This is a genomic window from Mesorhizobium sp. Ca11, from assembly GCF_020165275.1.
In the GTDB taxonomy this organism is placed as follows: domain Bacteria; phylum Pseudomonadota; class Alphaproteobacteria; order Rhizobiales; family Rhizobiaceae; genus Mesorhizobium.
The window spans coordinates 226,242-247,524 of record NZ_JAIUHU010000007.1 but is presented as its reverse complement, the minus strand read 5'-3'; the positions used below and the strand labels follow the sequence as shown (position 1 = coordinate 247,524).

General features: G+C 62.6%; 12 protein-coding genes. 7 read left to right on the top strand and 5 right to left on the bottom strand.

The genetic code is table 11. The annotated features are described in order from the left end of the window. Positions 1-77: 77 nt before the first annotated feature. Both LB538_RS15150 and LB538_RS15145 read right to left on the bottom strand, forming a co-directional pair. A complete protein-coding gene (locus tag LB538_RS15150) occupies positions 78-11,702 on the bottom strand; it encodes an autotransporter-associated beta strand repeat-containing protein (protein WP_224523705.1) in 11,625 nt (3,874 codons plus the stop codon). 235 nt (positions 11,703-11,937) lie between these two features. Beyond that, entirely contained in the window at positions 11,938-12,573 is a 636-nt protein-coding gene (locus tag LB538_RS15145) for a helix-turn-helix domain-containing protein (RefSeq protein WP_224523702.1), read from the bottom strand. Between the two features lie 673 nt (positions 12,574-13,246). On the opposite strand from LB538_RS15145, the gene LB538_RS15140 reads away from it, so the two are divergent. The 4 genes from LB538_RS15140 (at position 13,247) to LB538_RS29270 (ending at position 14,837) form a co-directional block, all read left to right on the top strand. Then, a complete protein-coding gene (locus LB538_RS15140; RefSeq protein ID WP_224523700.1) occupies positions 13,247-13,825 on the top strand; it encodes a LysR family transcriptional regulator in 579 nt (192 codons plus the stop codon). A gap of 111 nt (positions 13,826-13,936) precedes the next feature. Then, entirely contained in the window at positions 13,937-14,107 is a 171-nt protein-coding gene (locus LB538_RS15135; RefSeq protein WP_224523695.1) for a hypothetical protein, read from the top strand. Next, positions 14,107-14,295, top strand: coding sequence for a hypothetical protein (locus LB538_RS15130; RefSeq protein WP_224551508.1), 189 nt, complete (start codon positions 14,107-14,109; stop codon positions 14,293-14,295). The genes LB538_RS15135 and LB538_RS15130 overlap by 1 nt, the downstream gene beginning before the upstream one ends. 347 nt (positions 14,296-14,642) lie before the next feature. Then, entirely contained in the window at positions 14,643-14,837 is a 195-nt protein-coding gene (locus LB538_RS29270) for a hypothetical protein (RefSeq protein WP_263483191.1), read from the top strand. Here LB538_RS29270 and LB538_RS15120 read toward each other — a convergent pair. The 3 genes from LB538_RS15120 to LB538_RS15110 form a co-directional block, all read right to left on the bottom strand. Next, the gene (locus LB538_RS15120; RefSeq protein WP_224523688.1) at positions 14,809-15,651 is read right to left on the bottom strand and encodes an alpha/beta hydrolase; all 843 of its coding nucleotides are present in this window, start codon (positions 15,649-15,651) and stop codon (positions 14,809-14,811) included. The genes LB538_RS29270 and LB538_RS15120 overlap by 29 nt on opposite strands. 47 nt (positions 15,652-15,698) lie before the next feature. Continuing rightward, complete coding sequence (locus tag LB538_RS15115; protein WP_318011867.1) at positions 15,699-16,241, bottom strand: hydrolase; 543 nt, start codon at positions 16,239-16,241, stop codon at positions 15,699-15,701. Between the two features lie 111 nt (positions 16,242-16,352). Beyond that, the gene (locus LB538_RS15110; RefSeq protein WP_224523924.1) at positions 16,353-17,267 is read right to left on the bottom strand and encodes an alpha/beta fold hydrolase; all 915 of its coding nucleotides are present in this window, start codon (positions 17,265-17,267) and stop codon (positions 16,353-16,355) included. 242 nt (positions 17,268-17,509) lie between these two features. On the opposite strand from LB538_RS15110, the gene LB538_RS15105 reads away from it, so the two are divergent. The 3 genes from LB538_RS15105 (at position 17,510) to LB538_RS29265 (ending at position 20,977) form a co-directional block, all read left to right on the top strand. Beyond that, positions 17,510-19,192, top strand: a complete 1,683-nt coding sequence (locus tag LB538_RS15105; protein WP_224523682.1) for a histidine kinase — start codon at positions 17,510-17,512, stop codon at positions 19,190-19,192. Between the two features lie 5 nt (positions 19,193-19,197). After that, a complete protein-coding gene (locus LB538_RS15100) occupies positions 19,198-19,845 on the top strand; it encodes a response regulator (protein WP_095765745.1) in 648 nt (215 codons plus the stop codon). A gap of 196 nt (positions 19,846-20,041) precedes the next feature. After that, positions 20,042-20,977, top strand: a complete 936-nt coding sequence (locus LB538_RS29265; protein WP_176476940.1) for a helix-turn-helix domain-containing protein — start codon at positions 20,042-20,044, stop codon at positions 20,975-20,977. The last annotated feature ends 306 nt before the right edge of the window (positions 20,978-21,283 follow it).

Below are 21,283 nucleotides of genomic sequence, written 5' to 3'. Positions count from 1 at the left end.
TTCATCACGCCCAAGAGGCGAACGGAGAGAGTGCGCACATCTGCCCGCATTCCGATTGTCCAGCCTCGTTGACGCCGCTACCAGTGCACGCTGAAGCCGAGCTTGCCGCTGACGACATTGCTGTCGCCGAAGCTCGCCAGGCTGGTCTTGGCCAGCGCCTCGCCATAGACCGAGTACTTGCCGTCGCCGAAGTCGAGCGAGCCGCCGAGGCCGACGCCGCCCCAGACCTTCTGGTTCTGGCTGGAAAGCTTCACGCCCGAGACATCGATATCGGTTCCGTCGAGGAAGTCGTAGTAGAGGTTGGCGATGCCGTAGACATGCGCCCGGCTCACCTGCCCGGCGCTGTCGGCCCACTGGTCCTCGTAGTCGGCCGAGATGCCGAGGCGGCCGATCAGGCTGTCGCCGCTGCCGGGCGACACGATCGTGCCGAACGGATCGGTGAACTTGTCGAAGTCGACGGCCGAGTAGGAAAGCTGCGCCTGCGGGGTCAGCGACCAGTTGGAGCGCAGCGCGATCTTCTGGCCGCTCTCGATGCTAAGCGCATAGCCGAACCCCTTGTTGCCGTCGGCAAGCTTGCCCAGCACGGCCGAGTTGATGTCGCTGTCATACCAGGTCGCCTGGGCCTGGCTATCGACATAGAAGCCGCTGTTGCCGAGCCAGGTCAGCGTGCCGCCAACACCGTAGCCGGTGGCCGAGATCGAACCGGTGCCGAAGGACGATGACACGTCCGACGAGACGGTGCCGTAATGGACGGTGATGCCGCCCAGCAGGATGCCGGCCTCGCTCTCATGCAGCAGGCCGTCGACGCCGGCATTGAGCTTCCAGGTCGTCACGTCGTAGTCGGTGCCGGTGGTCGAGGTCTTCGGCTCGAACTTGCCATGGGCGGCATCGATACGCGCCCAGATGGCGTTGCCGTCGACCGGACCCTGGCCGGGCACGTCCGCGCCCTGCGGCGTCGCGCCCTCGCCCCAGGCCCGGTTGCCGATGCGCTGCTGCAGCGTGCCCGGTTCATTGAAGCTCCGCAGCACGCCTTCATAGGCCTCATAGAGCGGCGTGCTAGGCGCATAGAGCGGACCGGTCTGGTTGATCAGCGTGGAGCGCAGATACCAGTCGCCGTCGGCCGGCGTGCTGACGCCGTTCTTGTAGAGCCGATAGGCATAGGCGCCGCCGACCACGGCCTGGTCGCCCTCGAAGACATAGTCGCCGGCGAGCATGAAGGTGCCGGCCGAGCTGCCGTCGATGTCGACGATCTTGATGCCTTCGCTGGTCTGCGCGCCCGCGCCGCCGACATTGGTGACCGCAAGGATGCCGGCGCCGGCGGTGTTGCCATGTACCACCAGCCTGTCGGTGGTCGAGCCATCGCCGTCCAGCGCGGCATTGATGAGGATTTTGCCGCCATTGCCGACATAGTCGCCGCTCACCGTGAGCACTGTTCCGGGTGCCGCAGCGCCAAGCCGCACCGCGCCGCTGTTGTTGAGCGAGGCCACCGTCTGGTCGAAGCTGGCAAGGTCAAGCGTGCCACTGGAGTCGACGGTGAAGGCGGACAAGGGGCTCAGCACGTCCGCAGCGCCCGCCGCAAGCGTGCCCTGCTGGACGGAGGTGGATCCCGAGAAGGTCGAGCCAGCGGACGTCAGGACAAGCGTTCCATCTCCCGCTTTGTTGAAGGCACCCGACCCCGTCAATGCCCCGTTCAGGGTCAAGGTAGTACCGGCGTCGGTCGAGATAGTGCCTTGGCCGAGAACGTCGATGGCGCGGTCGCTGGCGAAGCTGGCGGTGGAGTTGAGCGTGCCGCCATTGAAGGAGAGCCCGCCCGCCGCATCGCCGAGGTTGGCATCGGCCGAGATCCGCAGCGTGCCGCCATTGATCGCCGTGCCGCCGGTGTAGCTATTGGTGCCGGTCAGCACCAGCGTTCCGGCATCCGTCTTCACCAGCTGGGCACTGCCGGTGAACGCCGAGGCGATCGTTGCCGTATAGCCCGCACCCGCGTTGGTGCCGTCGCCGACCCGGATCGTCGACTGCGGCCCGAGAAGGCCGATATCGCCGCCCTGGATGACATAACCGTCGGTCGAGAACTGCATGCCGGCGGCCGTTACCTGGCCGAGCCCGTTGTCCACCGTCACCGTGCCGGCCTGGCCGGCGAAGATGGCGAAGGCGCTGTCCGAATAGGCTGCGTTGATCGACCCGGTGTCTTCGGTCCAGTTGTCGTTGCCCGAAGAGCTCTGCCAGGTGCCGTTGCCGCCATTGATCGTGCCGTCGAACTTCGGACCGGCATCGCCGTCCCAATAGTTCAGGTTCAGTCCGTTTGCGTTGACCAGGTTCACCTGATGATCGACGGACGTCTGCACGAAGTAGTTCGAGGACGGGATGGAGCCGACGGACAGCCCGTTATTGGTCAAGGTCCCGCTGTAATCGAACACGCGGTAGATACCGGGGCCGAAGGTTCCACCCGGCGAGACAGTGACATTGAGCGTGCCGTCGAGCACGAGATTGCCGCCGACGGTGGTCAGATCGTTGAGAGCCCCGCCGGCGACATTCGCCTGGCCGAAGCTGTAGTTGAGGATCGAGCCGCCGGAGAGCGTCAGATCGCCGGCGATCGCCAGCGTTCCCGGCGTGCCATCGGCCGACCCTGGCGAGAGCGTCGCGCCGTTGGCGACCATCACATTGCCGCCGATGGTGCCCTTGCCGCCCAGCGTGGCGCCGAACTCAACCGAAGTAATCCCTGTGGCCAGGCTGTTGTCGCCGTCGATATAGAGCCCGCCTGCCGTCACCGTGGTCGGCCCGGCATAGGCGCTGGCGCCGGTCAGCGTCAGCGCCGCCCCGCCCCGCTTGGTGAAGCCGCCCGTGCCGCCGACCACGCCGGAAAGCGTGAGATCGGCATCGGTCTGGAACGTGCCGCCGCCGGCATTGAGCGTGACGTTACGCGCCGAGCCGAACGCGGCGGTGTTTCGCAGGGTCGCGCCATTGTCGAATGACAATACGCCCGCCGCATCGCCGAGATTGGCGTCAGCCGAAACCTGCAACGTGCCGCTATGGATGGCGGTGCCGCCGCTGTAGCTGTTGGTGCCGCCAAGCACCAGCGTGCCGAGATCGGTTTTCACCAGTTGGCTCACACCGGTGAGGTTCGAATTGATAGTTGCCGTGTAGTCTGCACCCGGCAGGGTGCCGTCGCCGACGCGCATCGTCGCCTGCGATCCAACCAGCTCGATGTCCTGTCCCTGGACGAGATAGCCGTCCGTGGCGAACTGCATGCCAGCGGCCTGCACCTGGCCGTTGGTGTTGTCGACCGTCACGGTGCCGGCGCTACCTGCGAAGATGGCGAAGCTGCCGTTCGAGAAGGCGGCGTTTATGTCGCCGTCGGAGCCGGTCCAGTTGTCGTCGCCGGCCGCCCGCCAGGTGCCGTTGCCGCCGTCAACGCCATCATTGGCCTTCGGCCCGGCATCGCCGTCCCAGAAGTTGAGGGTCATCGCGCTGATGTCGACCAGGTTCACCTGGCCTGCGACCGAGGTCTGCACCAGGTGATCGCTCGACGTGGTATCAAGCCCGTTGTCAGTCAGAGCGCCGTCATAGCTGATGACGCGATAGATACCCGGTCCGAAATTGCCGCCGGGCGCTTCCGTCACGTTGATCGTGCCGTCGAGCGCCAGATTGCCGTGGACGACCGTGAGGTCGTTGTAGGCGCCGCCGACCACGCCGGCCTGGCCGAACGAGTAATCAAGGTTCGAGCTGTCGGCCAGTTCGAGGTTGCCGTTGATGGTGAGGGTGCCGGGCGTGGAGCCCAGGCCGCCGGGGGCCAGCCTGCCCGCGACATCGACGAACACATCGCCGCCGATGGTGCCGTTGCCGCCCAGCGTGCCGTTGTTGACGTTGGCCAGCCCGGTCGCTGCGCTCTGGTCGCCATCGATGTAGAGCCCGCCGCCGCCGACAATCAGCGTGGTGCCGCCGTACGTGTTGTCGGCCGTAAGCACGGTGTTGCCGGTTCCGTCCTGGGTGACGCCGCCGCTGCCCGAGATCGTGCCGCCGAAGGTATAGAGGTCGGAGCGGTTGAAGCTGAGGGTACCGTTATCGACCACGTCGCCCAAGATGGAGCCCGTGGTGCCGCCGGTGCCCAGCATGAGGATGCCGCTTGAGATTGTCGTGCCGCCGGCATAGCTGTTGTCGGCGCCGAGGATCAGCGCCCCGGTTCCCGTTTTGGTGAGCGCCCCCGCGCCGTCGATAGCGCCTTCCCACTGCACTGTGCTGTCGATCTGGAACGTTCCGCCGCCCGCCTGAAGCGTCGCAGTGCGGCCTGTGACGATGCTGGCCGGGCCCTGCTGGTAGAACGTGCCGCCGTCGAAGGTGACCTTGCCGGCCGCATCGCCGAGATTGGCATCGGCGGTGATCTGGACCGTGCCGCCATTGATGACGGTGCCGCTCTGGTAGCTGTTGGCGCCGCTGAGAACCAGCGTGCCGCCACCCTCCTTGGTCAAGGTCCCGGCGCCGCTCACGGTGTTGGTCAGCGTCAGCTTGGTCGCGCTGTCGGTGTCGAAGGTGCCGCCGCCGACATTGAGGGTCACGGCGCGGGCAGAAGTAATATCCGCCGTCGTATGCAGCGTGCCGGCGTTCAGCGAAAGGCCGCCGGACGCGTCGCCGAGATTGGTGTCCGACGCGACCTGGACCGTGCCGCCATTGATCGCGGTGCCGCCGCTGTAGCTGTTGGTGCCGGACAGCACCAGCGTGCCGAGCTCCGTCTTCAGCAGCTGGCTGCTTCCGGTGAGGTTTGAGGTGATCGTCGCCACATAGGCCGCACCGGCTGCAGTGCCGTCGCCGACGCGGATGGTCGATTGCGGCCCGACCAAAGCCACGTCGCCGCCCTGGATGAGATAGCCGCCGGTGGCGAACTGCATGCCCGCCGCCTGCACCTGACCGTTGGTGTTGTCGACCGTGACCGTCCCGGCGGCACCCTGGAAGATGGCGAAGCTGGCGTTGGCGAAGGGCGCGGCGAAGGTGCCGCTGGCATCGGTCCAGTTCTGGTCGCCCGCAGCGCGCCAAGTGCCGCTGCCGCCATCCACCGCATCATTGGAGTGGGGGCCGGCATTGCCGTCCCAAAAGCTGAGCGTCAGCCCCGCGGAATTGACGAGGTTGACCTGGTTGGCGACCGCGGTCTGCACGAAATAATCGGGTGACGTGACGTTCAGTCCGTTATTCGTCAGCGAACCGCCATAGTTGAGGATGCGATAGACGCCTGGCCCGAAGGTGCCGCCCGGCGTCTGCGTGATGTTGAGCGTGCCGTCGAGCGTCAGGTTGCCGCCGACATTGATGATATCGTTGAGCGGTCCGCCCGGCACGTTCGCCTGGCCGAAATTGACGTTGACGGCCGACGTGTTGTTGAGCGTCAGGTTGCCGCCGATGGTGAGCGTGCCGGGCGCATTGCCCGCGCCGCCGGGAGCGAGCGTGCCGCCGTCGGCCACGGTGACGCTGCCGCCGATCGTGCCGGTGCCGCCGAGCGTCGCCCCGCTCGCGACAGTAGTCTGGCCGATAGCACCCGACTGGTTGCCGTTGATCAGCAATGTCCCGGCATTGACGTTCGTCGCGCCGATATAGGTGTTGGTTCCGGTTAGCGTGGTGGTGCCGGTGCCGAGCTTGTTGACCACGCCACTGCCGGAGATGGCGCTGTCGAATGTATAATTGTTATTCAGATTGAAGGCGAGCGTGCCGTTGTTGGTCACATTCGGCGTCGCCAGCGCGCCGGCCACCCCGCCGTTGCCGATCTGCAGCGTGCCGGCCGAAATCGTCGTACCGGACGTGTAGCTGTGATCGCCCGTCAGCGTGAGGGTGGCGGCGCCTTGCTTGTTCAAGCTTTCGAAACCGGTAATCTGAGCGCCATTGAGCGTACGGCTGAAGGTTGTGGTCACCTGCAGCGTGTCGGAGCCGCCGCCGCCGTCCACCCCGACTCCGGCGATCGTCGCAAGACCGCTCAACAGGAAAGTGTCGTTGCCGCTGCCGAGATTCAATGCGGCTGCGCCGGTATTGAGCGAACCGGCGGCGAGATTGACAATGTTGCCGCCTCCGCCCAGCGTGCCGTTGCCGAGCAACGTGCCGCCAGTGAAGTTGATCGTGGCGCCGCCGGTCCCGCCCGTGAACAGCGTCTGCGTGCCACCGGCTGCCTGGACCGTGCCGCCGCCGACGTTGAGCTTCGAGCCGGAGTTCATCGTGATCGTCGGCGTGGTTATGGAGGCGCCCCCTCCGTTGCTCTGCAGCGTGCCAGCGTTGATCGTAATCCCCCCGCCGCTCGTCAGGCCGCCATTCACCTGCAGCGTGCCGGCGTCGATGCGCGTGTTGCCGCCGATCGCGTTTGTTGCCGAAGTGAGGATTGTCGTGCCGGTGCCGATTTGGGCGATGTTGCCGGCACCGCTCAGCGTGCCCGTGAAGCTGAAGCTGTCGGAGCGGTTGAAGGACAGCGTGGAGGTCGCGTTGGCGACGATGACGTTGCCTGCGCCGGCATTGCCGCTGGTGCCACCATTGCCGATGATCAGATTACCGTCATTGACGACCGTGTTGCCGGTGAAGGTGTTGTTGCCGGTGAGGACCCAGGTGCCGCTGTCGTTCTTGGCGAGTGTGGTCGTGCCGCCGGGGCCATCGATGATGGTGCCGCCCATCGTGTTGAGCCCGGTATTGGTGCCGCCCAGCGCCAGCGTGCGGTTGCCGCTGCCGGTATAGGCGGCCGAACCGGTGTTCTTGAAGACGATCGCGCCGGTGCCCGAGGACTCGATGAAGCTGATGCCGGTCTGCAATGTGAACAGGCGATCCGTCTCGTCGCCAGCGCCCGTATAGCGTAGCGTCGAGCCGCTGCCGATCACGAGGTTGGATGCCAGGTTCGACGACTGCCCGATCGAGCTCGCCTGGCCGCCGTTGGCCAGCTTGCTCACCGCAAGCACGCCGCCGCTGATCGTGGTGACGCCGGTATAGGTGCTGGTCGTGTTGTTCAAGACCCACGTGCCGGCACCGGACTTCGTCAGCGACGTGACGCCCCCGGATGGATCGTCGATGCGGGCAGAAAGCGAGTTGTTGGCCGTGTTGCTGCCGGCGAGCGTGAGCGTGCGGTTGCCCGTTCCCGACAATGTGACCGGCGTCGTGCTGGTGAAATTGATCGCGCCTGTGCCGGAGGCATCGAGAGTGCCGCCGCTGGCCCCAAGCGTGAACTGGCGGTCCGTGCTGCCGGCGGCGCCGATATATTGCAGCGTGCCGCCATCGAGCACCAGGTTGGTTGCCGCAGCGCTGGAATCGCCTATCGAGCTTGCGACGCCCCCATTGTTCAGGCAGGTGACCGCAAGAACGCCCCCATTGATCGTTGCGCTGCCGTCGTAGCTGCTGCTGCAGCCGGAGAGCGTCTGCGTGCGCGTGCCGCTCTTCACGAGCCCGCCGGCGCCGCTCATCGCGCCGCTGAAAGTGAGGTTGAACCCGTCACTTAGGGTCAGCATGCCCGACCCGAGAGTCACGCTGCCGCCGCCGTTGAGCCCGAGCACCGTGTTGTTGTTGCCGGCGAGATCGAGCGTCGCGCCACTGTTCACCGTCATGGCGCCCGTGCCGAAGGCGCTGGTCGAACCGGCTCTCAAGATGCCGCCGGTAATCGTCGTTCCGCCGCTGTAGTCGTTAGTGCCGGACAATATCAGCGTACCGGGACCGTCCTTACGGAGCGTACCGAGACCTGTGGCCCGACCGCTGAAGGTAAGCGCCGTGGCGGCGTTGGCCACACCAATGGCGCCCGTTCCTCCCTGGAGCGTGAAGCCACGATTGGTCGATACCGTCCCGCCGGTATAGTTCAGGGCGCCATTGCTAAAGACGAGATTGGTCGAGGCACTGCCGGACATGCCAATGTCGCTCAGCTCGCCGCCATTCGCCAGGCAGCCGACGTTCAGAACGCTGTTGCCGCTCAGCGTGGTGGCCCCGGCATAGGTGTTGCCGCAGCCGCTGAAGGTCTGTGTTCCGCCAGTTATGCTGACCCCGCCCGTGCCGCCGATCGTGCCGGTGAAATTGCCGTTGCTGTTGATCTTGAGGGTCCCCGAGCCCAGGGTGACGTTGCCGGCGCCATTGAGCCCACCGACGAAGACGCTGTTGCCGGCGAGGTCCACTGTCGCACCGCTGGCCACAGTCATGGCGCCAGCGCCCGTTCCGGCGGCGTCGCCGCCGAAGGCCTGGGCCGATCCGGCGCGCAAGATGCCGGCGCTCACCGTGGTGCCGCCGGTATAGGTGTTCGTGCCCGACAGCACCAAGGTGCCGGAGCCCGTTTTGGTGAGGCTGCCCGCGCCAGTGGCCACCCCGCTCACAGTCAGGGTCGTGGTCGCCTGCGCGACATCGATGCCGCCGCCGCCCGTACCAAGTGTGAAGCCGCGGTCGCTGCTGGCGATGGTGCCGATATAACCCAGCTTCCCGCCGTTCTGCAGGACCAGGTTGGACGAGGCGTTGCTGGACGCGCCGATGGAGCTGTTGGTGCCGCCATTGGCGAGGGTGGTCACCGCAAGCGTGCCACTGTTGACGGTCGTGGTGCCGGTATAGCTGTTGTTGCTCCCGGCAAGCGTCAGCGTGCCGGGACCGTCTTTGATGAAATCCGCACCATCGGGGCTCACCACCTGCCCGGAGAAGGTCAGGTTGGCGGCGGCATTCGTGACCTTGATCGTGCTCGATGTGATGGCGCCGGCGCGTGCGATGGTGAAGCCGCGATCGGTGGAGGCGCCCGTCCCGGTATATTCCAGTGTGGCGCCCTGGATCATCAGGTTCGATGAAGCGGTCGTCGCGGCGCCGATGGCGCTGGCGACACCGCCATTGGCGACCGAATTGATCGAGAGCGTGCCCTGGCTCACGGTGGTGGCGCCGGTATAGGTATTGCTGCCGGAGAGCACCACCTTGCCCGTGCCGGCCTTGCTGAAGCCGACGGTGCCGGTGTTGTCGACGATGGTTGAGGCGATGGTGAAGGTGCCCGCGCCGTTCTGCTGGACGCCCAGCACGCCGCCGCCGAGCGTGCCCGTCATCGAGCCGCCGGTGATGGTCTGGTTAGCCGCGCCCACCGAGGGCGCGACAATGATGGTGCCGTCAATGCCGAGGGTCTGGCCGCTCGCCACGATTACCGTGGAGTTCGCGGCGGCCGTATATTGGAGCCCGCCGATCTGAACGCTGGCGCCGACCGTGTTGAAGAAGGGCGTGTTCGCCGCTCCGCCGGCATCGCTCAGGATCTGGTTGGCCTGCCACAGGCTGGCGTTGTCCTGGTTGACGTAGTCGGCCGCGGTGAAAGCAACGATGTTGCCCCCCATCACCTTGGCATAGTCCGAGCCGTTGACGGTCGCCCAGCCGCCGAGCGCGCCGTCGGCATTGCTGGTCGCAATCGCTCCAGCCGTGGGCAGAACAAAATTGGCGAGGCCTCCGGTGCGGGTGATGGCGCCGAGACTTACGGTGGTACTGCCCCCAGCCCCGGAGGTGGCGCTCGCCGTGTTGTTGCCCGTGGTGATCGTGAGCCCGCCGAAGCTCTGCAGATTGGTCTCGCCTGCCGCACCTTTGACGGTCAATGTCCCGCCATTCATGACGAGCGGCGACGAGGCAGAGATAATGCCGCTGGTCGGCCCTCCGGCCGGCGAGAAGTCGAGCGCCAGCGTGCCGCCGCCGATCGTCGTTGCGCCCGTATAGGTGCTGGCACCGGTCAACGTCAGCGTGCCCGCGCCGAGTTTGGTCAGGCTGCCGGTGCCGGTAATGCTGCCGCCATAGGTGTTGGTGACGCCGGTGCCCAGATTAAGCGTAAGGTTGCCGCTCCCCATCGCGACCGCGCCGCCCGTGCCCACAAGCGAGGTCGTGGACATGTTGAACCCGTTTAGGTCCAGCGTGCCGCCATTGGTCGTTATGCCGGTTATCGTACCGAAGGCTGAGGCGCTGCCCGCACGCAGCGTTCCTCCGTTGACGGTGATGGCGCCGGTGCGGGTATTGGCGCCGGTGAGCACCCAGGTCGCGTTGCCAATGCTGGCGAGACCGCCTGAGCCGGAGATCACCCCGGAGACCGTATTGTCGGATCCGGTGTAGCTGCCCCCAAGCGTGAAGGTGGAGCCGGCGGCGAGCGTCGTCGCGCCATTGAGAGTCAGCGCTCCCGTACCGTCGCTCTGCAGTGTCGCCGTGCCCGACACGGACCACGTCCGGTCAAGACCAACTGCACCGCCGGTATAACTGAGAACACTGCCGTTGCCCAAGCTTATCGAGGCACCCGCCCCGAGCGAGCTGTTTACGCCCGCATTCGCCAGCGTACCGGCCTTAACTGTGACGGCACCGATTCCGGCCGTGCCCCCGAAAGTATTGGCGTCACCCAGTGTGATGGTCCTGGCATTGCTGGTGCCAGTGAAGTTAACGAATCGACCACTGCTGCTGCTGATCACCCCGAGGAGCTGGAGATCGGCAGAATCGGCGGAGAAGCTAACCGAGTTGCTGCCGCTGTTGCTGCCGGCGCTGGTGAGCGCAATGCCGCCGTTAATGGTCAGCATTCCGCTGCCCGAATTGCGGAAGGTAAGGGTTGCGCCACTGATCGGACCAGGCCGCAGCTCGAAGCCGCGGTCGGTGCTGGCCGCTCCGCCAGTATAGCTGGCGCTGTCCCCGTACTGGTCACCGCCCGAGCCGGTCATGATGAGCACGGTTCCATTCGCGGCGGTCGTGGGTGCGCCCAATGCGCTTGCTTGGCCTAGATTGCCAATCGAAGAAAAGGAGACGCTGCTGCTGCTCCTCAGCGTCGTGGGGCCGGTATAGTCATTGGCGGCATTCGTCAGCGTTGCTGCGACGATCCCGCCGCTGCCGGTATAACGAGCCGCCGCCGCACCCGCCCCTGTCACGGTCACTTGACCGCCCGCTCCCAGCGTGACGACGCGGCTTGCGTTGAGACTGCCATTGAAGGTCAGGGAAGTGCCCGCTGCCGCGGATATACCATTGGCGGCCGCGCCGAGCGCTGCATCGGCATTGATGGCAAATCCGCCAGCGCTGACTGTGATGCCGCCCGTGAAGGTGTTCACGCCAGTCAGGCTCAAAGTGCCGCCACCCGCCTTGGTCAGGCCCCCCGACCCGGCGATAATGGAGCTTATGGTGGCGTTGCCCGTTGCCGTGATTGTCGGCGTCCCGCCGCCGAGGGTCAGCGTGCCGCCTGCAATGGTATAGCCGCTGACGTTGAAGGTGAGGCTGCCAGCCGTTATCGGCGCGCCGAGCGTGACCGTCCCCGCCGTGCCGGCAAAGATGGCGTTGTCCGGAGTGCCATTGTTCCAGATGACGAACGGGCCGGCCGTGGCATTGCCTGTGGTGTTCCAGAGCGGCGGCGCCGCCGTGTTCCAGGTTCCGGTGCCGCCAAGCTGGAGCCCAGAGCCATCCGCATCCCAGTAGAGATCCGCGGCGCCGGCCGGGTTGGCCGCAAGGCCTGTGAGGAACGTGAGCAGGACGGCGGCGCTGCGCGGACGAGGAGCAGATGCGATCATGTGGGCAAGATTCGGCGCATAGCTCGCCGCCTCGCCTTTCCATTTGGTCATGCGGCCGCCGCGCAGCAACCGCGAGAAAATGGCGTCTTTCGCCTTGGGCTGCCCCGCGCGGCCCGACCGCGCCTGGGAGGATGCGCGTCCGGGATGCGGGGTGTCAGCTTTCAACCTTCGGTCCCCGGCGCTATCGCCGGATTCCACATAGTCGGGGATCGTCTCGCCGCAGGCCAACCCAGCCATATATCCCCCCCCTTGCATTAGCAAACCATAATATTCCCTGACGGAATCAGGGTGCAACGCAAGAGGAATGCATGAACTGTACGTTGCGTATTTCAGAAAAGCCCGGTGTTTTGTAAAAACTTCCGGACGATCTGTGCGTGAAGCGCAACTTAGACAAAAGTGTTACTCGAATAGCACAAGTTGTTATTCCGTAAGGCTAATATAGCTTTAATGAACGACCCTCGGTTCGACGATTTCAGATCGAGGAGCGGAAGCGCGTCGGGGTTGTCCCCCGATATTTCTTCATCGCAGCCGTCAAATGGCTCTGACTGGAGAACCCGCTGAGATAGGCGACATCAGTAATGGTCGCGTCTCCCTCAGAAAGCAGCCGCGTTGCGTGATCCAGCCGCAGATCCAAAAGATAGCGATGCGGCGACTTCCCAAAGGTTCGGCTGAAGGCCTGGATGAAATGATTTGGCGAAAGATTGGCAAGCGTCGCCAACTCGCCCACGGAGATTTTCCGGGCAAGGTTAGCCCTCAGGAAGTGCTCCAGATTGCGCGCCGCTTTTCGCGTCAGCCCGCCTTTGAGCTGCTCGGGTTCCCTGTCCCGCGATGTGTAGGCATGAAGGATATGAAGTCCGAGAATGGCGATGAGGTGCTCGACATAAAATTCGGCGGCGCCCTGATCCTTGGTAAGTTCGGCCTTGAGCAATTGTCCGACACGCAGGGCGGTGTGATCGAGCGTGCCGAGGGGCGGAGGCTTCAACTCGACCTGTTCAGTGCCGAACTGTTGTCTCGCAAGTTCCTTCAGGCTGTTTTCAGGGTAGACGATAATCGAACTTTCGCGCGCCTCCGACAAATGCAGGCGAGCTTCGAGATGCGCCGGCTTCAAGATGACGCTCCCTGCCGGAGCGTCATAACGCTCGGACTTGCCATTGCCCAGTCTCGCGCATGTGCCCGGCGCGGGTTCGAGGCCGATGTATACGACATGGTGGCGGGCTGGAAACGTGTACGATCCGGGTGGCATCAGTGAATACGCGGTTGTTCCCCGCCTGGTCGCTATCGCCAAGCCGTCGGCCCTCGAAAGTACGGATTCTAGATCAGCATCGGCGGAAGGAGGACCAGCATCTAGACCGCATTCCGAAGAAGTCATGCCATTTTAGCCTGTAACACAAGTCATCCTTTAGCTTCACCTAAAATGTATTCGCCTAATCCCACGTCAAAACCCAACGTTAGTTGCGAGTGCCCGGTTCCCATCCAATTCACATTTGTGAAATCCCAGCAAGCCGCGTGACATTGAGCCAGCCGCGGGTCGAGTGGCGGATTTTCGATTTTGGAAGGGTCGATAATCGGAAGAGCAGCCGGAGTCCTCCTCGATCCTGTACCCATTGATAGAATGCACGTCAGTGGGTCAAAATTACCGATCTGCCGTGTTGTCAAACAGCCATCGCTGCAGCAGTCTCCCGCCGCCAAATCCCTGACTCTCGGCAGCGTCGAGGACGGTAAGCTGAGCTCTTAATCGACAACAGATCGCATCATCGAACCCTCCGTTCGGGATTTTGAACATGGAAGCCAATCCGTCTTATGAACTGAAGGACATACGCTGCTTTGTTCAGATCGCCCGCGCTGGAAGCATATCGAGAGCGGCGGACACCTATAGCGTTCCCAAGTCGACGCTCAGCCACTATTTGCAGACATTGGAGGATGCGCTTCAGGTAGAGCTGTTCGTGCGCAGGCGCAGAGGGCTGGAACTTACGGACGCCGGGAGGGAGTATCTCGACAATTGTACGGCCATTTTCGACAGCTGCGATAACGCGGCCAGCGCTGCACAGCGCGCTCACTCGTCCATCAGCGGGAGTGTCCGTGTTATTGCCAGTTCCGAATTTGGGACGGCAATCATCGGCGCTGCGGCGCACTTCCTCCTGCGCGATAACCCGAACATCGATATAGACGTGAAGATCATCCCGAACGACAAGCTTGTCGTGGGGGACTTCGATTTCGACTGCATGATCTATGTTGGCGAGCCTCCAAACTCGGTCCTGATGCGTCGAACCCTGGGCGCCATCTCCTACGCATTGTATGCCAGCCCCGACTTTCTGGCCCGGCACGGAACGCCGAAACCATTGCCGACATCGAGCGGCTGAACGGCGTGGTTTACATGCGCAATAGCGTGGTCGAACGATGGCGGCTTCGCAAAGACAAAGGCCATTGCCGAGGCGAAGCCGATCGGCAAGTTCAAGGTCAACGACTATTGGATGACGAAGTACTTCACGGCGATAGGATCGGCGATCAGCTACCTGCCGGATTTCTTCGTTGAGTACGAAGTGGCGGCAGGCGCGCTGGTGCCCGTCTTGCCCGACTGGCGTTCCGAGAAGCGATCCATCTATGCGCTCTACCAGCGCAAAGACACCGCAGTCCCCGGGTGATGAAGTTCGTGGAAACCGTTTCTCGAGAGTTCGATCGGATCATCCGCTATCCCGGCTACCTGCTGGTGAAGCTGCAGGAGAGCTCTAACGATGAGACTCACCGCGGTGCGCCTCCGCCGACGGACGGCAACGACATTGCGAGGCTCCACACCGCACCCGATCCATTTCCAACAGGTCACGGCAAGTAGTCTCTAGTGGCCTGGATTCGGGGCGTTGAGGGTGCCCCTCCGGGCATGGCGGCGAGGCCTGGTCGTTTTGGACAGCGCTCGGCATCGGCGCCGAATTGGCATTCATATTGTTCCAGGCTCGCTGACGATATCGCCCGTGCGCAAAATGCCGGGCAGATTATCGGCGCATCGAAAGTCGCCCGGGATATCACGGCAACGAAGGAGCACGAGCATCGCATTCGAATGTTGATGCGCGAAGTCAACCACCGGGTCAAAAAACCAATATTGCGTCATTCCTCGATGATCAGGGAAACCAACAAGCGGCGCACAATCCCACAGCTTTCGAGCGGCAGGTTCGTGAGCGGATCATGGCTCTGTCACGCTCGCATGATCTCCTTGTTAGCGGCGACCGGAAGGGAGTGACGGTTTTCGAACTTCTGCTGTCGCAGGCCGAGCTGTTTGGGAGTGAGGGACGAATCTCCATGTCCGGACAGTCGGGCGCTGATCGCCGGCGCCTGAGGTTGATCATCGATTTCAAAGACGTTCGTCGACCCAACCTTTGATGTCGGCCATGACCACCTCTTTATCCTTGTCATTGAGGAGGTCATGGAAATGGCCGTCATACAGCTTCAGCGTCCTGTCGACGGCGCCGGCGGTGTCATAGAAGAGTTGGCTGCCGCTCGGTTTCGTCGCCTTGTCGGCCGTGCCGTGGAGGATGAGCAAGGGCAGCTTAATCAGTGGGAACTGCTCCTTGAGCTTCTCATCGGCGCGAACCATCTCGGCAATTGTTTTGGTCGGCTGGGTTTCATGGGCGATGAGTGGATCGGCATTCATAGCCTCGACGACGGCCGGATCGCGAGAAAAATCCTCGTTCTTGAGGTGCAAGACATGCGCGTGTGGCGCGATGTGGCTAAGCCCCTTGAGCACCGCAAGGGCGAAGTCGGGCGCCGGCACCTGGAACGCGAAGCTCTCGCAGATCAGCCCCGCCAGCCCAGCTTGGTTTTCCAGCGCGTAGAGGCAGGCGACCACACCGCCTGCACTGTGTCCGAGCAGAAACACCGGCAGACCGGGCTCCCGCGACTTGGCGATCTCCACGACACCCGCGACGTCGCTCACATAGTCGTCGAAACTGTCGACATAGAAGCGCTCGCCATCCGACCTGCCGCGTCCGCGCAGGTCAACGGCATAGACGGCCAGCCCGTCGCCTATGAACTGCTCGGCCACCCAACCATAGTAGCCGCTGTGCGAATTGAACCCGGGGACGATAACGACGACGCCGTTCGGATTGGCGAATGGGCGCCACGACCGAAAAGCTATCTTCAAACCGCCGCGGCTCTCGAAGCGATCATCGACGGGGTTGAGGACTTCCTGGTTCATTTTCTTCTCCCGTCGAGCGCGAAGCTGAGGCTTTCGGAGATATCGGCTCAATGTCCTTCGACCGCGAAGACGATTTCCGCGAAGGCCGGAACCGTCTTTTCGCGGAGCCAGTCGCGCTGCAGTTCGCAGGCGAACTGAACCCAGCTGACGGGCACCGCCCCTGCTTGCAGAATGAGTTCGAGCCCGGCCCGGTGTGCCTCCATGGAGGTGCCCCCGACGGCATCGACCACTGCATAAACCTCGAAACCGTCGCGCAATGCATCGAGCGCGGGAAAGGCCAGGCAGACCTCGGTCCAGAGAGCGGCCATAACGAGCTTCTTTCGGCCGGTTGCCCTGACAGCGTCGGCAAAGTCCTTGTCTTCCCATGCATTAATCGCGGTGCGGTCGATCGCTTCAACGGCCGGGAAGATGTCGCGCAGTTGGTGAATGAGAGGCTGGTTGCGACCGGTATTGACGTTCACTGTCGTCAACACGACAGGTACATCATAGAGTTTCGCCGTCTTCGCCAGCGCTACAATGTTGCTGACAAGGGTCCGCCGGTCCATTGACACTACGGAGGTTACCTGGACCGGTTGATAGTCGATGATCACGACGGCGCAGTTGCTGGGTGTTAAGAGGTGGTCCTCGACTGGATTGCGCGTGGGTCGGCTTGCCATGGGTCTGTGCCTTCAGGTGCTGTACTTGGCCATGTTGCCGGGCAGCTATCTGGCGAGAAAATCCGTGACCAGCTTTATCGTGGCGTCGGGATTCTCCTCCATGATCCAATGTCCGGAGCCGGGTATGATCCCGGCGGTCACATCGGTTGCGACAAAGCGCAGAACATCCGCCTGACCCGCGCCGAAGGATTTTTCTGCACCCAACGCCAGCACCGGCATGGCAACCTTGCCGCCCTTTTCGACGAATTCCTTGTTGTCGGCCGCATCCTGGTTGAACGCGGCGAACTGCTCGAAGGCATCGTGCATGGCACGCGGTCGGGCGTAGAGCTTCGAATAATGCTTACGGGTCGCTTCATCGATGGCCTTGGGGTTCGCCGACAGCTCATTCCAGAAGCGATCGAGATAGATGCGCTCTCTGCCCGCAACCAATCGCTCCATGTCGGGGCCACGGAAGTTGAAGTGCCACAAGAGCGGCAAGCGGATGATGTTTTCCCAATCGCCGATGCCCGGCAGCGGCGCATCGATGACGGCCCAGTGTGTGACGCGGTCGCGATACTGGGCGACGAAGGCATAGCCGACCATGTTGCCGATGTCGTGGGTGACGAGATCCACCTTGTCGATCTTCAGATGATCCAGGATGCCGGCAATGTCGAGCGCCTGGTTTTTCTTGGTGTAACCGGTATCTGGATGGGCCGAGATCCCCATGCCGCGCAGGTCCGGCACGATTACGGTATGGTCCTTCATCAGCCTGGCGGCGAGCGGCGCCCACATGTCGCCGCTGTCGCCAAAGCCGTGCAGCAAGAGCACCGCAGGCCCCTTGCCGCCAACTCGGACGTAAAGGCTGGTGCCGTTGGTGTCGATCGACTGCGCCTTAAATTCAGACGGAAAGGGGACAATCCGAGCCGACGCCGGCAACGTAAGAAGCATCACGCCTAACGCCGCTATCACTATCTTGAGCATGTTGTTCTCCCGAAGCTTTGAGCATGTGAACCGAGCTGTGTCGGCCCGGCCGACGACCTGGCCTCGGGAACAATAGGTTTCCGTGCTCCTATTGGATTGCCCGAATCTGACCTGGATTGAAGGAAGCAGCCCTTTTCTCGCGCCGCCCCTGCGCGCGGACGATTTTTTCGTTCCGAGCGAAACCAAGGGTGGATAGGCTGCTGTCCCACAGTCGAGGGCGCGTCATGGACAGAATTGGGGGAATGGTTGACGATGCTGGCGCGAAGCTGAAACTGCTCGAGCAAGAACTGGCCCATGCGAGGAGCGAGCTCGATGCCAGCCGGAAGATTTCAGCCCAGCTCACCGAAGAGAACGAGGCACTTCGTATCCATGCGGACCGGCGGCAGTGGGAGGCGGGCTTCCGGCTGGCGACTGATACGACACCCGGATTGATCTGGTTCGGCCGAGCGGACGGTTCGGTCGAATTTCTGAACAGCCAATGGTGTGCCTACACCGGGCTCAGCATGGAGGAGGGGTTGGGCTGGAACTGGGTAAGCGTCATCCATCCGGAGGATCTCCCCGGCCTGGTCGAACATTGGGGCGAGATCATCAAGTCGGCACGTCCAGACGAGCATGAAGCGCGGATGCGCCGGTTCGACGGCGCGTATCGATGGTTTTTATTGCGCTGCGCGCCGCTACTCGACGAGTCGGGCGCCGTGATTCGATGGTACGGCACGAATACGGACATCGAAGAGCGTAAACGCGTAGAGCAGGCGCTCAGTGCTTCAGAAAATGTATCGCGTGGCCAGGCCGAGGCACTCAAGAGCACGCTCGATGCACTGGCGATGGAACCCGTCGCCGACAAGTTGGTGGAACACGTGCTGCGCATCATCACCGAGCAATTCGGAGCTCATAGCATCAGCGTCTGGCGACGGGATCCCGCGACTGGAATGATAGGCATCGAGATGGCCTTCGAAGAGGGCCGGGTGGTAACCAGCGCCGATCCGCGGTTCGCCGGAATGGACAAGTGGCTGCCGATGGAAGAGCGCTGGCCTTGGCCGGAGGTCTTTCGTACGGGTAAGCCCAGCCTCATTGAAGACATCCGCACGGTCCCGGCATTTTCTCTGCGCGATCGTCTGCTGCCGATGGGCATTATCACTGTGTTGCTGGTGCCAATGTTCGTCGCTGGCCATCTTGAAGGGGCGATCGGTCTTCGCTTTGTCGAGAAACGGGTGTTTGGCACGGAGGAGATGGACCTTGCTCAGGCTTTGGCCAACCAAGTGATGCTGATGATCCAGTTCGCGCGCCTTTCCACTCAGACCCGCGAAACGGCCGTGATCGCGGAACGCAATCGCATCGCTCGCGACATACACGACACTCTTGCCCAAGGGCTGACGGGCGTGATCGTGCAGTTGGAAGCCGCGGAGGACGCAAACCTGCGGGGGCTTTCTGCGGAAGCTGGAGAGCATCTGGACCGCGCCCGCCGCCTGGCTCGCGAAAGTCTTAACGAAGCCCGGCGTTCAGTACACGCGTTGCGTCCGCAGGCATTGGCCGACAGCAATCTCAGCGGAGCGCTGGCGGAGTTATTCACGAAGATGACGGCAGGAACGAGCCTGAAACTGGATTTCGCGGTGCTTGGCGCACCACGATCACTGCCTCCCGATTCGGAAGAGAATCTGTTTCGTATCGGCCAGGAGATCCTTACGAACGCCTTGCGTCATGCTCGGGCGAAACTGGTTGTCGCCAAGCTGATCTTTCTACCGGGAGAAGTCTGCCTTGATCTGACCGATGACGGACGCGGCTTTGATCCTTCGAGCAAGAATGATGGATACGGTTTGCTTGGAATCAGGGAGCGGGTCGAAAGAATAGGCGGTCGGCTCGTTGTTCAAAGCTCAGCGGCGAAGGGCACGGCCGTGCGCATCACCTTGCCATCGCAGAAGGCTTGAACGTCATGAGCATTGCTCCCGAAAACACGCCAGCCGCCAAGATCAGGGTTCTAATTGCTGACGACCACGTAACAGTGCGCGAAGGTCTGGCGGCAATTATCGGCCGTCAGCCGGACATGCTGGTTGTCGCGGAAGCCGCAACCGGCCGTGATGCCGTCGATTTTTGGCGGCAGCAGCATCCTGACGTCGTGCTGCTCGACCTGCGTATGCCGGTTCTCGACGGTGTCGCGGCAATGGGCGAAATCAGGCAGCAGGATCCTTTTGCGCGCGTTGTCGTTTTGACGACCTTCGACACGGACCATGAGATTTCCCGCGCCATCAAAGCCGGTGCCCGTGGCTACCTGCTGAAGGACGCTCAGCGGGAAGATCTACTCGACTGCATTCGCAAGGTTCATGCAGGCGAAATCTGTATCCCGTCGCTGCTGGTCGCAAAGCTTGCAGCTGCCGTCAGCAGCGAAGAACTCAGCGGCCGCGAGATGCACGTGCTGACGCTGCTGGCGCAAGGCAAGGGGAACAAGGAGATCGGCCTAAATCTGCACATCAGCGAAACGACTGTGAAGTCGCATTTACGCAGCATCTTCAACAAGCTCAATGTTCTAAGCCGGACCGAAGCGATCTCCGTCGCCAGCCGGCGGGGTCTGGTTCAGCTTTAGCAGATCACAGGCTCAAGGTCTTCTCGCGCTTCTGTCGGCGTCCCGGCTGCGCTTGCGGGCTTCGTTCGAAAGTATGAGTCGACGCCGGGCCATTGGAAGTATCGGAAATTCCACCGCTTCACCAATTTCGCGAGACCTCCGCGAAGTGCATCCTATCGGCATTGCAGGGACGTTGTGCTGCCGCGAGGGACAACCGGTGAACAGTCAAACGACCGATCGTTTAGGCGAAACGACGACGGGCTTCATGGCAGCCGCCGAGAAAAGGGTTGCGCACAGACAGATGCGATGCTTGACCGGCGTTAGTGTCGAAGTCGCCCACCTGCATGGTCCCGGTCGGCATCTGGAGGACCTAGGGTCAAACCGGCCGCGACTGACCGCGATCCTGGAGCAGATCGGCGGCCGCGCGGAAATGCTTCTGACGCCCTTCTGCCCGACCCAGTCCATGCCTCCCTCCGCGGGAGGGGCTGTCAGACATCTCACCTTCGTGCCAGCCGGGGTACCTCTCTGGCAGTTTACCCGACAGTGCCACTACCTCCGCCGGCTGGTCGTCGATTTCGATCTTCCTGAACTGGCGGTACACTTCGGTGAAGCCTTCGAGTTTACATCCCGCCTTACGCCGCGTGTAATGTTCCACGACAACCGCCTCCTGGCTCTGGTTGAATTGCTGGCCGATGCCTGCATTCACACCCACCCAGATGATCGCCTCTATGGAGATAGCCTCGCCCTGGCGATATCGTACAATCTGTTCGGCTTGAGAGGGCAGGAGGAAAAACGGGGTGGACTTGCCCCCGCACGGCTCCGCCGAGTGACCGTGCTCATGGAGCAGAGTCTACCCAGAGCCATCCCTTTAAAGGACTTGGCCGATATGATCGGACTTTCCGAGGGCTATTTTGCTCGTGCTTTCAAGGCTTCTACAGGAATGTCGCCGCATCGCTGGTATCTTGCCGCGAAGATTCGAGAAGCACAAAAAGCGCTGCTTCAAACAAGCGACGCGCTGGCTCAAGTGGCACTTGCCAACGGATTTGCCGATCAGAGCCATTTTACGCGTGCCTTCAGAACGATCACTGGCTACTCACCCGGGGCTTGGCGCAGGAGCCATCCGACACAGGAATCCGATTTTGCCGCTGCCTAAGGCGCGATACATCGCGCCTGGGCGTCCTAACTTGCTCGATCGCGTATCGATCAAACAATAAGGCCGCCCCGGTTAGACCGGGACGGTTATTGATTTATGATGAAAGTGTTTGCGGGGACGGCCAGCCACTGAAACCGACATTCGCTGGTCGTCAGGTTTTGATCGTGGCTGTGAAGTCTGAAATGGCGCAGATATTCGGAAGAAGTCACCGCTTCCTTGTTTGTCATTTCGGCAGACCAAAACGAGTGCTTACCGCGTTATCGCCGCATTCCGAGCTTCACCAATCGTCGTCCGCTAGCCTCAAGG